Here is a 12,868-nt window from a genome sequence, read left to right on the forward strand (position 1 = left end):
AGTATCCCCAGATTGAGGGAGTATGCAGAAGAGAGTTAGACTGGCTGATTAACCGTCCTTGAAGGTGTCGGAAACGAAGCTGAGCTGCGCAGAACGCGCTCGCTTCAGAGAAAATCGGTACAGAATGTAGCCAATGAACTATATCCAGGAGACGGTAATGTCATACAGTGGCGATCGTGAATTTACTGCGCCGCGCAATGCGCTGGTGCCCATGGTGGTTGAACAGACTTCGCGCGGCGAGCGTTCCTACGACATCTATTCCCGCCTGCTGAAAGAGCGCGTCATCTTCCTGACCGGCCAGGTTGAAGATCACATGGCCAATCTGATCGTGGCGCAGATGCTGTTTCTGGAAGCGGAAAACCCTGAGAAAGATATCTATCTTTATATCAACTCCCCAGGCGGCGTGATCACCGCAGGCATGTCGATTTACGACACAATGAAGTTTATCAAGCCTGACGTCAGCACCATCTGTATGGGCCAGGCCTGTTCAATGGGCGCTTTCCTGCTGACCGCCGGCACTAAAGGCAAGCGCTTCTGCCTGCCGAACTCGCGCGTGATGATCCATCAGCCGCTAGGCGGCTATCAGGGCCAGGCGACCGACATTGAGATTCATGCGAAAGAGATTCTGAAAGTAAAACAGCGCATGAACGAGCTGATGGCGCAGCATACCGGCAAGTCGCTGGAAGAAATTGAGCGCGATACCGAGCGCGACCGTTTCCTCTCGGCGAGTGAAGCGGTAGAGTATGGTTTAGTCGACTCCGTCCTGACACATCGCGAATAAGACTCATCTGCCCGTCTCCTTACGCTATAGTTACTGGGAAACGGGTTTGAGTTGAATGAATATTGGCCGTGTTCGCACGGCCTGCGCCGTACGCCAGTATGGCCTGAGAACAAGAAGAGGTTAACTGATGACAGATAAGCGCAAAGACGGTTCAGGGAAGTTGCTGTACTGCTCTTTTTGCGGCAAAAGCCAGCATGAAGTGCGTAAGCTGATTGCCGGGCCGTCAGTGTATATCTGCGACGAATGTGTCGATCTGTGCAATGACATCATTCGCGAAGAGATTAAAGAAGTTGCCCCGCATCGCGAACGTAGCGCGCTGCCTACGCCGCACGAAATCCGCCATCACCTCGATGATTATGTTATCGGCCAGGAAAAGGCGAAAAAAGTGCTGGCGGTTGCGGTGTACAACCACTACAAACGCCTGCGCAACGGCGATACCAGCAATGGCATCGAGCTGGGCAAAAGCAACATTCTGCTGATTGGTCCGACCGGTAGCGGTAAAACCCTGCTGGCGGAGACGCTGGCGCGCCTGCTGGATGTGCCGTTTACCATGGCCGACGCCACCACGCTGACCGAAGCGGGCTACGTGGGCGAGGATGTGGAGAACATCATCCAGAAGCTGCTGCAGAAGTGCGACTACGACGTGCAGAAGGCGCAGCGCGGCATCGTCTATATCGATGAGATCGATAAAATTTCGCGTAAGTCGGATAACCCGTCTATTACGCGCGACGTCTCCGGCGAAGGCGTGCAGCAGGCGCTGCTGAAGCTGATCGAAGGCACCGTGGCGGCCGTTCCGCCGCAGGGTGGCCGCAAGCATCCGCAGCAGGAGTTTTTGCAGGTCGATACCTCTAAGATTCTGTTTATCTGCGGCGGCGCATTCGCGGGACTGGATAAAGTGATCTCCCAGCGCGTGGAAACCGGCTCTGGCATCGGCTTTGGCGCCACGGTGAAAGGCAAGTCGGAAAAAGCGAGCGAAGGCGAACTGCTCTCTCAGGTTGAACCTGAAGATCTGATCAAATTCGGCCTGATCCCGGAGTTCATCGGTCGTCTGCCGGTGGTCGCGACGCTCAACGAGCTGAGCGAAGAAGCGCTGATCCAGATCCTGCGCGAGCCGAAGAACGCCCTGACCAAACAGTACCAGGCGTTGTTCAACCTGGAAGGGGTCGAGCTGGAGTTCCGCGACGAAGCCCTGACCGCCATCGCCAAAAAAGCGATGTCGCGTAAGACCGGCGCTCGCGGCCTGCGTTCTATCGTTGAAGGCGCGCTGCTTGAAACCATGTATGACCTGCCTTCTATGGAAGACGTGGAAAAAGTGGTGATTGACGAGTCGGTTATCGAAGGCCAGTCAGAGCCGATGCTTATCTACGGCAAGCATGAAGCCCAGGCGTCTGGCGAATAATTCGCCAGCGTAAGGGCGTTGATATTATTAAAAAAGGGGAAAATTCTTTCCCCTTTTGTTTTTCTCGCTCTCATGACGTTGAATGTCGAACGATCATCCCCATATACTCATAATCCTGTGGGTTTAACTGCACATTCCCTGCATTATGCGGTGCCCATCACCTGGCGGACACTAACTAAGAGAGAGCTCTATGAATCCTGAGCGTTCTGAACGCATTGAAATCCCCGTGTTGCCTCTGCGCGACGTGGTGGTTTATCCGCACATGGTAATTCCGTTGTTTGTTGGTCGGGAAAAATCGATTCGTTGCCTCGAAGCGGCGATGGATCATGACAAGAAGATCATGCTGGTGGCCCAGAAAGAGGCTTCAACGGATGAACCTGGCATTAACGATCTCTTCTCTGTAGGGACCGTAGCCTCAGTGCTGCAGATGCTGAAACTGCCTGACGGCACCGTCAAAGTTTTAGTCGAAGGCCTGCAGCGCGCGCATATCACTACCCTGGCGGATAATGGCGACCATTTTACCGCGCAGGCGGAATACCTGATCTCGCCGGAAATCGAAGAGCGCGAACAGGAAGTGCTGGTCCGTACGGCGATCAATCAGTTTGAAGGCTATATCAAACTGAACAAAAAGATCCCGCCGGAGGTGCTGACCTCGCTGAACAATATCGACGATGCGGCGCGCCTTGCCGACACCGTCGCGGCCCATATGCCGCTGAAATTAGCCGATAAACAGTCGGTGCTGGAGATGTCGGACGTGAACGAGCGTCTGGAATATCTCATGGCGATGATGGAGTCGGAAATCGATCTGCTGCAGGTTGAGAAGCGCATTCGCAACCGCGTTAAAAAGCAGATGGAGAAAAGCCAGCGCGAGTACTACCTGAATGAGCAGATGAAGGCCATTCAGAAAGAGCTGGGCGAAATGGACGACGTGCCGGATGAGTACGAAGCCCTGAAGCGCAAAATCGACGCGGCGAAAATGCCGGCCGAAGCGCGCGAAAAAGCCGAAGCCGAGCTGCAGAAATTAAAAATGATGTCGCCGATGTCCGCCGAAGCGACGGTGGTGCGCGGCTATATCGACTGGATGGTTCAGGTGCCGTGGAACGCGCGCAGCAAGGTGAAAAAAGACCTGCGCAAGGCCCAGGAGACGCTGGACACCGACCACTACGGCCTGGAGCGCGTCAAAGACCGCATCCTGGAATACCTCGCCGTGCAGAGCCGCGTCAGCAAAATTAAAGGCCCGATCCTCTGTTTGGTTGGACCGCCGGGCGTGGGTAAAACCTCGCTGGGTCAGTCGATCGCTAAGGCGACCGGCCGTAAGTATGTGCGTATGGCGCTGGGCGGCGTGCGTGACGAAGCGGAAATCCGCGGTCACCGCCGGACCTACATTGGCTCTATGCCGGGCAAACTGATCCAGAAGATGGCGAAGGTCGGGGTGAAAAATCCGCTTTTCCTGCTGGATGAGATCGACAAAATGTCTTCCGACATGCGCGGCGATCCTGCTTCCGCGCTGCTGGAAGTGCTCGATCCCGAGCAGAACATCGCCTTCAACGATCACTACCTCGAAGTAGATTACGATCTCTCCGACGTGATGTTCGTTGCCACCTCCAACTCCATGAACATTCCGGCGCCGCTGCTGGACCGTATGGAAGTGATTCGCCTCTCTGGCTACACCGAGGATGAGAAGCTCAATATCGCCAAACAGCATCTGCTGCCGAAGCAGATTGAGCGTAACGCCCTGAAAGAGAGCGAAATCACGGTGGAAGACAGCGCCATCGTCGGCATTATCCGCTACTACACGCGCGAAGCGGGCGTACGTAGCCTGGAGCGCGAACTGTCGAAGCTCTGCCGTAAAGCGGTGAAAACGCTGCTGCTGAATAAAGAGCAGAAACATATCACCATCAATGGCGACAACCTCAAGGATTACCTGGGCGTACAGCGCTTCGATTATGGCCGCGCCGAAAGCGAAAACCGCGTCGGCCAGGTGACCGGCCTCGCGTGGACCGAAGTGGGCGGCGATCTGCTGACCATCGAAACCGCCTGCGTGCCGGGCAAAGGCAAGCTGACCTACACCGGTTCGCTCGGCGAGGTGATGCAGGAGTCGATCCAGGCGGCGCTAACGGTCGTTCGCGCGCGCGCGGAGAAGCTGGGCATCAACGGCGATTTCTACGAGAAGCGCGACATCCACGTTCACGTACCGGAAGGGGCGACGCCGAAAGATGGCCCGAGCGCGGGTATCGCGATGTGCACCGCGCTGGTCTCCTGTCTGACCGGCAACCCTGTGCGCTCCGACGTGGCGATGACCGGCGAGATCACTTTGCGCGGCCAGGTGCTGCCGATCGGTGGCCTGAAAGAGAAGCTGCTGGCGGCCCATCGCGGCGGCATTAAAGTGGTGCTGATCCCGGACGATAACAAACGCGACCTGGAAGAGATTCCGGCCAACGTTATTGCCGATCTCGAGATCCATCCGGTGAAACGCATCGAAGAAGTTTTAGGCCTTGCGCTGGAAAATGCCCCATACGGCATGCAGGTCGCTACCGCAAAATAGTGATTAGCGACATAAAGCATTAAAAAGCGAAGCTGGCAGGCCAATGAGCGCTTGCCAGCTTTTTTTAGTGCCGTTAATTTAGGGGGCTGCGGATTCAGCGATTAAGATGAATTCCGTTGTTTCGCCTCAACAGGCTTGATATAACGTGCTGCGCATTCGTATCCGGCAGGACGCGCGGATGTGAAGTGAAATAATAAAAGAGGGGATGAAGAGAGTGAATAAGTCACAGTTGATCGACAAAATTGCTGCAGACGCTGACATTTCTAAAGCAGCAGCGGGACGTGTTTTGGACGCATTCACCAGTTCTGTTTCCGACGCGCTGAAAGGCGGCGACGAAGTGGCTCTGGTGGGCTTTGGCACTTTCTCCGTACGCGAGCGTGCCGCACGTACCGGCCGCAACCCGCAGACCGGCAAAGAGATCACCATTGCCGCTGGCAAAGTGCCGGGCTTCCGCGCCGGTAAAGCGCTGAAAGACGCTGTCAACGCATGACATCGCACCCGTCCGCAGAAGCATTTTCTTCCGTGGACTAGAGGACGGTTCATGCGTTCTCATGTAACATACGGGCACATCAAATTTGATGTGCCTTTTTTATTCGGATCCGGGGATAAATCGCGCTAAGACTTGTCTCAACAGGAGTGAAGCTGCCAGGCTAAACGGCAGTTGCGTAACGGCCTTTATCCGACAGGCGTTGCGCCCGAGGTTTATATCCACACTACAGCGGAGCGTTGTCATACCATGATGGACAATTTACGCGCGGCGTCGAATCATGTCGTGCTCAAGGTTATTTTGGGGTTGATTATCCTCTCCTTCGTGCTGACCGGCGTTGGCAACTACCTTATCGGCGGCGGCAGCGATTACGCCGCTAAAGTCAACGGACAGGAAATCAGCCGCGCGCAGCTCGATCAGGCGTTCAACAGCGAGCGCAGCCGCCAGCAGCAAATGCTGGGCGATCAGTTCTCGCAGCTTGCCGGCAACGACGGCTTCATGCAGCAGATGCGTCAGCAGGCGCTGTCGCAGCTGGTGGATCAGGCGCTGCTCGATCAGTACATCAACGACCTCCACATTTCTATCAGCGACGATCAGGTCAAGCAGGCGATTTTCGCCCAGCAGGCGTTCCAGACCAACGGCAAGTTCGACAACGCGAAATATAACGCTCTGCTGAGCAGCATGGGCTTTACCGCCGATCGCTACGCGGAAGCGCTGCGTAAGCAGCTGGCGACCCAGCAGCTGATCAACGCCGTCGCCAATACCGACTTTATGCTTAAAGGCGAAACCAGCAAGCTGGTGGATCTGGTGTCGCAGAAGCGCGACATCCGTCAGGCGACGATTGACGTCAACGCGCTGGCGGCGAAGCAAACCGCGACGGCCGACGAGATCGCGCAATACTACCAGCAGCATAAAAACAACTTTATGGCGCCGGAGCAGTTCCGCGTCAGCTACATCAAAATGGATGCCGCCAGCATGCAGGCCAGCGTCAGCGACGCCGACATTCAAAGCTGGTACGACCAACATAAAGCGGACTACACCCAGCCGCAGCGTAACCGCTACAGCGTCATCCAGACCAAAACCGAGGCGGATGCCAGCGCCGTGCTGGCGCAGCTGAAGGGCGGGGCGGACTTCGCCGCGCTGGCGAAAAGCAAATCAATCGATCCTATCTCCGCGCGCAAGGGCGGCGACATGGGCTGGCTTGAGCCGGCTACCACGCCGGACGAGCTGAAAAACGCCGGACTGACGCAGAAAGGCCAGCTTTCGGGCGTGATTAAATCGTCGGTCGGCTTCCTGGTGGTGCGTCTGGACGATATCCAGCCGGAGCTGATCAAACCGCTGGCCGAAGTGCGCGACGCGGTGGCCGACAAAGCGAAGCAGGAGAAAGCGGTCGACGCCTTCTATCAGCAGCAGCAGAAAGTGAGCGAAGCGGCGAGCAACGACAATGAGTCGCTCGCCGGCGCCGCGCAGGCTTCTGGCCTGAAAGTGGTTGAGACCGGCTGGTTCAGCCGCGACAGCGTGCCGCAGGAGCTCAATTTTGACGCGGTGAAAAACGCCATCTTCAACGGCGGCCTGACCGGCCAGAACGGCGCGCCAGGCAACAACTCCGACGTGATTACCGTGGATGGCGACCGCGCGTTCGTGTTGCGCATCAGCGAGCACAAACCTGAAGCGATTAAACCGCTGGATGAGGTGAAAGCGCAGATTGCCGATACGCTGAAGCACGATAAAGCGGAACAGCAGGCGAAGGCTCAGGCGGACAAACTGCTGGCGGATCTCAAAGCGGGCAAACAGGATGTGCTGAACGCAGCCGGTCTGACGCTGAGCGCCAGCAAAACCGTCGACCGCAACAGCCAGGATCCGGTCGCGCAGACCGCCTTCAATCTGCCGCAGCCCGTTGACGGTAAAACGTCGTGGGGCGTGAGCGAAGATATGCAGGGCAACGTGGTGCTGGTGGCGCTGGACAAGGTCAGCAGCGGTACGCTGCCGCAGGAGCAGGTAAACGAAATGATTAAGGGCGTGACGCAGAATAACGCGCAGCTGGCGTTTGAAGCGCTGCTCGCGAACCTGCGCAAAGAAGCCAAAATCAAATACGGTGCCGCAGCGCAAATGCAGTAACGCTCGCAAAAAAGTGTTCTGCAGTGAAAACCTAAAAGGCCGTTTGCGCGGCCTTTTCCATTTCTGGATGTTGCCTTTTGAGGCCTTCTCTCTTCTCTGTCACGCTCTCCTTGCTGTTAAACATAAGGAGAAACAGAGCATGTCTAAATCACTATTGTCAGTTCTTTGCTTTACTCTCGCGCTTGGCGGCGCAGTGGGCTATTCCAGCCTGTCGGCGGCGGAAACCGCAGGCGAGACGCCAACCGCCCAGGCCGCGCAGGCTGCAGACGAAAAAATCAATATTAACGAGGCGACCGCCGAGCAGCTGTCGGCGGCAATGAACGGCGTCGGGCTGAAGAAGGCGCAGGCGATTGTCAGCTATCGCGAGCAGTACGGGCCTTTTACCGCCGTCGAACAGCTAAAGGAGGTGCCAGGCATCGGCAATTCGCTTATCGAACGTAATGCCGAGCGGCTGAAACTGTGAGCTAAGACGCAACCCTGACGCTTTTGCCGCACGATAAAAGGCCTTTTGCTACGCTAAGGAGGTCATACCAGTTAGGTCCTTTTAACGACAGGAGATGTCAGGCATGCAGACCACGATCAAAGTTCGCGGCTATCACCTCGACGTGTATCAGCACGTCAACAATGCGCGCTATCTGGAGTTTCTGGAAGAGGCGCGCTGGCAATGGCTCGAAGAGGCGGACGCGTTCAACTGGCTGCAGCAGCAGCAGCTGGCGTTCGTGGTGGTGAATATCAATATCAACTACCGTCGCCCGGCTGTGCTGGGCGACGTTCTGGCAATAGACAGCGAAATGACGCAGCTGAACGGAAAAAGCGGCGTAATTACTCAGCGCGTAACGCTGGCGGGAAGCGAAACCCTGGTGGCGGATGCAGCACTGACCTTCGTCTGCATCGATCTGCGCACGCAGAAAGCGGTCGCGCTGGAGAGCGAACTGCGCGCACGGCTGGAGGCTTTCTCCGCCTGAGTCAACAGCGCGGCGCGTCTGAGCGGCGCCGCGCCAATATCAGACCAGACCGCTTTTGCTTTTCATCGCCGCCATCACGGCGTCGCGATCGGCGAAATAGTCATTCAGGCCGCGCGCGCGCAGATGACAGGCGGCGCATTCCCCGCAGCCGTCGCCCTTGACGCCGTTATAGCAGGTCAGCGTCTCTTCCCGTACCAGCGTCAGGCTTTGCCAGTAGTCGGCCAGCGCCCAGGTCTCTGCTTTATTGAGCCACATCAGCGGGGTTTCAAAACGCACCTCGCGCGCCATGCCGAGGCTGACCGCATGGTTGAGCGCTTTAACGAACTCGTCGCGGCAGTCGGGATAGCCGGAAAAATCGGTTTCGCAGACGCCGGTGATCACGGCCTCCGCCTCGACCTGATACGCGTAAACCGAGGCGAGGGTCAGGAACAGAATATTGCGTCCCGGCACAAAGGTGCTCGGCAGGCCGCTGGCAGCGGGATCGTAAGAGGGGACCGGAATGTTGTCACGGGTCAGGCTGCTTACCGCCAGCTCGTTCAGCAGGGTGACGTCGAGCACCTTATGGGCGCGCGCCCCCAGCTTTAGCGCCAGCGCGCGGGCGACGTCGATCTCTTCGCGATGGCGCTGGCCATAGTCGAAGGTGACGCAGTGCACTTCGTCATACTGCTGCAACGCCTGGATCAGACAGGTGGTGGAGTCTTGTCCACCGCTAAAGACTACAACGGCTCGTTTCATCATCGGGTCCTGGTTGAAAATTTTGCACCTATGGTAATCACTCTCCCGCCCGCTGAACAGCGCGAAGCGCGGCTTCACGCCGTCAGCGGCGGCGGAACCCAGGCGCGGCTGAAGTCAAACCAGCCAAGGGTGTTCAGCTGGATGCCCTCTACGCCTGGGGGCGCGAAGATTTGATAGCGATAGTTGAACAGCGGCAGCAGCAGGCCGTCGCGCATCAGGCTGTGGTAGAGCTGGTGCAGCGCGGCGCGGCGCGGCTCGTCGTCGGCCAGCTGCTGTATCCTCGACAGCTGCTGACGAAGATGCTGGCTGGTCTCCGCGGACCACAACCGATCGATCTCCAGCCAGCTTGCCAGCGTAAAAAGCGGCGCGTCGCCGATTAGCCGGTCGCCCATCACCAGATCGGCCTGCGCCAGAGCCTCGCTGCCTCGCCAGCTTTTCACGTCGTGAAAAATCAGGGTGAGCTCACAGCCCTCCGCCCGCAGTAGCTCGCGCAGCGCCTGCGCCATTTCATGCAGTTCGACCGGCAGCTGGTAGTGCAGCGTCAGACGCGGCGGCAGATGCGGCGCCTCATCCTCTACCGTCGGCACCGGCCAGCCCGGCAGTAGCTCTTTGCTCGGCGTAATCAGCCCCTCTTCCAGCGGCAACTGCGCAACGATGCCGCTTTGCTGCAGCAGGCGGAGCAGACGACGCGCCTGCGCCGGGCTAAACCCGGCGCGCGGGCGGCAGGCGAGGTAGCAAAAACCGAGGCTGATGCTGCGGCTGACCGGACGCAGCGACGCGAGATCTGCCGCATCGCCAATGGCGATCTGAACTGGATGGCGGCAGCTGGTGCCGAGCGCGCGATCGAACAGCGTCGGCGTAATCCAGTACTCAACGGCCTGCATCAGCGGCAGCTGCAGGTGACAGCGCGTATGGCTCTCGATACGCACCAGCTCGGGCGTAAAGTGCGCCAGCTTCCAGGGGCCGCTGCCCAGGCGCGGCTGCTGGGGATGGGGCAGCAAACAGAGCTGATGCGCCAGCCGCCAGGGCAGCCAGTAGTCGCTGCGGCTCAGCCGAAAGCGCAGCGCCAGCGGATGCGGCGCGTCTATGCTTGCGACGTCCGCCAGCAGGCGCTGCGCGCGCGCGTCCTGCAAAATGCGCTGAAACTGCTCGACCAGCTGCGCGGCCTGAAGCGGCTCGTCGTTGTGCCAGAACAGCTGCGGACGCAGCCAGAACAGCCAGACGCGCCCTTCGTCGGCGTGCTGCCAGTGATGCGCCAGATCGCCGACCGGCTCATCCGCTTCGAATCGCGTCAGGCCGGAAAAGAGCTGACGCGCCAGGTGCTGTTCGGCGCGCCCGACAATCTGCAGCGGCGCAACGGAATCGAGCGGGCGATAGTAGGGGATGCGCAGCACAGGGGCGTCGTTTTGCCACTGGCCGCCCATCAGCGGACGCAGCAGATCTACCAGCCGCTCCGGCGCCATATCCAGCACCTGCAGCGCTTCGGCGGCGTTGCCCGCCTGCAGCTGCGTCTGCAGCAGCTGTTGCCGCAGCTGTTCGGGCGATCGAAGAAAGGTCAACGTGCCCAGCTTGCCGCGCCCCGACTCGCCCTGCCAGCGGAGCCAGCCTGCATGCTGCCAATGGGACAGCAGGGTGCGCAGGTGGCGATCGCTGCAAAAGCAGCGGCTGGCCATCTCGGCCACGCAGGTCTGTTGGGGGGCGCCCTGGCTCTGCTGCCACAGGCGCTGAAACTGATTAAGGCGATTAAGCTGGCGCATAGCAAACCCGGAACAGTTTTCGAAAAGTATTCACTATTAGTTCCGGGATTGCCAGGCGATAGTGAAGGCTGACTTATCAACGGGAGAGAGCCATGGCGCGACTTGCCGCATTCGATATGGACGGCACGCTGCTGCTGCCCAGCCATCAGCTGGGGCAGCAGACGTTAAACAGTTTGCTTGCGCTGCATCAGCGCGACGTGCAGCTGGCCTTCGCTACCGGCCGTCACCTGCTGGAGATGCAGATCCTGCGGCAGCGCATCACGCTGCCCGCCTGGCTGATCACTGGCAACGGCACGCGCGTGCACGATCTGGACGGCAACCTGCTGTTCGCCAGCGATCTCTCGTCTTCGGTGGCGGAAGAGGTGCTGCACAGCCGCTGGGAAAGCAGCGCCACGGTGCACGTTTTCAACGACGACGGCTGGTTTACCGACGTGCCTGTGCCCCAGATGCTGCAGGCGCACGCGCTGAGCGGCTTTCGCTACCAGCTATGCGATCTGAAAAGCATTCCGGCGCATCAGGTCACTAAAATCTGCTTCGTCGAAAGTCACGACAGGCTCTGCCAGCTGAAAACGCAGCTGGAGGCGGCGCTCGGCGACCGCGCCCATATCTGTTTCTCAGCGCTGGACTGTCTGGAGGTGTTGCCGCTCAACTGCAACAAAGGCAGCGCGCTCGCCATGCTTTGCCAGCATCTTTCGCTGCCGCTGGCGGAGTGCATGGCCTTCGGCGACGCCATGAACGACCGCGAAATGCTGGGACTGGTGGGCAAAGGGTTCGTGATGGGCAACGCCATGAGCCAGCTCAAGTCCGCGCTGCCTCATTTGCCGGTTATCGGCCATTGCGAGACACAGGCGGTGTCTCACTATTTAGATCACTGGATGGCGACGCCGCACCTCGCGTATTCCCCCGAATGCTGAGGATTACAGTGAAGCGGACAGGGAGTCCGCGATTTTATTCCAGTTCCCGCTGCCAGCGGCTGATATCGCCAAACTGCCGCGCGACCCAGCCGGCGTCGTAATAGCTGTCGGGATAGCGCTCGCCGCTGTCGCACATCAGCGTCACCAGCGCGCCTCGTTCCCCTTTCGCCCGCATCCGCTTCGCCACCTGCATCATGCCCCAAAAATTGGTGCCGGTTGAGGCGCCTGGCTTACGGCCGATAATCTGCGCCAGCTTCAGCATCGCCGCCAGCGTGGCGCCGTCCGGCACCTTCATCATTTCGTCAATCACGTCAGGCATAAAAGAGGGCTCGACGCGCGGACGACCGATACCTTCGATCTGGCTGCCGCGCGGGCTGCGCAGCGTCGCGTCACGGCTGTGCCAGTAATCGTAAAACACCGAGTGCTCAGGATCGACCACCAGCAGCCGCGTGGCGAAACCCTGATAGCGAATATAGCGGCCCAGCGTCGCCGAGGTGCCGCCGGTGCCGGCGCCCATAATAAGCGTATGCGGCACGGGACAAGGCTCTAGCGCCATCTGACGGAAAATACTCTCGGCGATGTTATTATTGCCACGCCAGTCGGTGGCGCGTTCGGCGTAGGTGAACTGATCCATAAAATGACCGTTCAGCTCGCGCGCCAGCTGCATTGAGGCGCTGTAAAGCTCGCACGGGTCGGTAACAAAGTGGCACTGGCCGCCATAGAACTGGATCTGCTCGATTTTGCGCTTCGCGGTGCTCGCCGGCATGACCGCGATAAAGGGCAGGCCGAGCAGCTGAGCGAAATAGGCTTCCGAGACGGCGGTGCTGCCGGAAGAGGCCTCTATCACCGGCCTGTTCTCGTTGATCCAGCCATTCGCCAGCCCGTAAAGAAACAGCGAGCGCGCCAGCCGATGCTTCAGGCTGCCGCTGGGATGTGTGCTCTCATCTTTCAGATAGAAATCGATGCCGGGATAATCCGCCAGGCGAAAGCGAATCAGGTGGGTTTCGGCGGAGCGCTGAAAGTCCGCGTTGATCTCATTGATGGCGTGGCGAGTCCAGTTACTCATGATGCGATTCCGACTGAAAAGTTGCGCTGATTGTAAGGCACGCGCAGGAAAAAGAGTTGGCTTTATTCCCGCTATAATGGCGTATCCGGAGAAAAATATTC

General features: G+C 58.7%; 11 protein-coding genes. 8 read left to right on the forward strand and 3 right to left on the reverse strand.

Annotation, left to right across the window (positions count from 1 at the left end; all coding sequences use genetic code 11):
- The first annotated feature begins 157 nt into the window (after positions 1 to 157).
- The 7 genes from clpP (at position 158) to HA46_RS09835 (ending at position 8,295) form a co-directional block, all read left to right on the forward strand.
- Positions 158 to 781 carry an ATP-dependent Clp endopeptidase proteolytic subunit ClpP gene (gene clpP, locus HA46_RS09805; RefSeq protein WP_033788807.1) on the forward strand — a complete coding sequence of 208 codons (624 nt, stop codon included), beginning with the start codon at positions 158 to 160 and terminating at the stop codon, positions 779 to 781.
- A 127-nt stretch (positions 782 to 908) separates the two neighbouring features.
- The gene (gene clpX, locus HA46_RS09810; protein WP_033752707.1) at positions 909 to 2,180 is read left to right on the forward strand and encodes an ATP-dependent protease ATP-binding subunit ClpX; all 1,272 of its coding nucleotides are present in this window, start codon (positions 909 to 911) and stop codon (positions 2,178 to 2,180) included.
- Between the two features lie 190 nt (positions 2,181 to 2,370).
- Entirely contained in the window at positions 2,371 to 4,725 is a 2,355-nt protein-coding gene (gene lon / locus HA46_RS09815) for an endopeptidase La (RefSeq protein ID WP_084883951.1), read from the forward strand.
- A gap of 214 nt (positions 4,726 to 4,939) precedes the next feature.
- Positions 4,940 to 5,215 carry a nucleoid-associated protein HU-beta gene (gene hupB / locus HA46_RS09820; RefSeq protein WP_033752705.1) on the forward strand — a complete coding sequence of 92 codons (276 nt, stop codon included), beginning with the start codon at positions 4,940 to 4,942 and terminating at the stop codon, positions 5,213 to 5,215.
- 246 nt (positions 5,216 to 5,461) lie between these two features.
- Positions 5,462 to 7,330: a peptidylprolyl isomerase gene (ppiD, locus tag HA46_RS09825; protein WP_084883954.1), complete on the forward strand. Its 1,869-nt coding sequence runs from the start codon at positions 5,462 to 5,464 to the stop codon at positions 7,328 to 7,330.
- A 139-nt stretch (positions 7,331 to 7,469) separates the two neighbouring features.
- Positions 7,470 to 7,793 carry a ComEA family DNA-binding protein gene (locus HA46_RS09830; protein ID WP_084883957.1) on the forward strand — a complete coding sequence of 108 codons (324 nt, stop codon included), beginning with the start codon at positions 7,470 to 7,472 and terminating at the stop codon, positions 7,791 to 7,793.
- A 103-nt stretch (positions 7,794 to 7,896) separates the two neighbouring features.
- The gene (locus HA46_RS09835) at positions 7,897 to 8,295 is read left to right on the forward strand and encodes an acyl-CoA thioesterase (protein WP_033788811.1); all 399 of its coding nucleotides are present in this window, start codon (positions 7,897 to 7,899) and stop codon (positions 8,293 to 8,295) included.
- A gap of 39 nt (positions 8,296 to 8,334) precedes the next feature.
- Here HA46_RS09835 and queC read toward each other — a convergent pair whose 3' ends face one another.
- Together queC and HA46_RS09845 are read right to left on the reverse strand one after the other, a co-directional pair.
- On the reverse strand, positions 8,335 to 9,030 hold the full coding sequence (gene queC / locus HA46_RS09840; protein WP_033788812.1) for a 7-cyano-7-deazaguanine synthase QueC: 696 nt from the start codon (positions 9,028 to 9,030) through the stop codon (positions 8,335 to 8,337).
- A 74-nt stretch (positions 9,031 to 9,104) separates the two neighbouring features.
- Positions 9,105 to 10,787 (reverse strand): SgrR family transcriptional regulator, encoded by a 1,683-nt coding sequence (locus HA46_RS09845; protein ID WP_084883960.1) that lies wholly within the window; start codon positions 10,785 to 10,787, stop codon positions 9,105 to 9,107.
- A 92-nt stretch (positions 10,788 to 10,879) separates the two neighbouring features.
- On the opposite strand from HA46_RS09845, the gene cof reads away from it, so the two are divergent.
- A complete protein-coding gene (gene cof, locus HA46_RS09850) occupies positions 10,880 to 11,701 on the forward strand; it encodes an HMP-PP phosphatase (protein ID WP_084883964.1) in 822 nt (273 codons plus the stop codon).
- A gap of 34 nt (positions 11,702 to 11,735) precedes the next feature.
- Here the strand turns inward: cof and HA46_RS09855 are convergent, their stop codons facing one another.
- Positions 11,736 to 12,767: a PLP-dependent cysteine synthase family protein gene (locus HA46_RS09855; protein WP_244269248.1), complete on the reverse strand. Its 1,032-nt coding sequence runs from the start codon at positions 12,765 to 12,767 to the stop codon at positions 11,736 to 11,738.
- Between the last annotated feature and the right edge of the window lie 101 nt (positions 12,768 to 12,868).

This window comes from Pantoea septica (assembly GCF_002095575.1).
Classification (GTDB): domain Bacteria; phylum Pseudomonadota; class Gammaproteobacteria; order Enterobacterales; family Enterobacteriaceae; genus Pantoea; species Pantoea septica.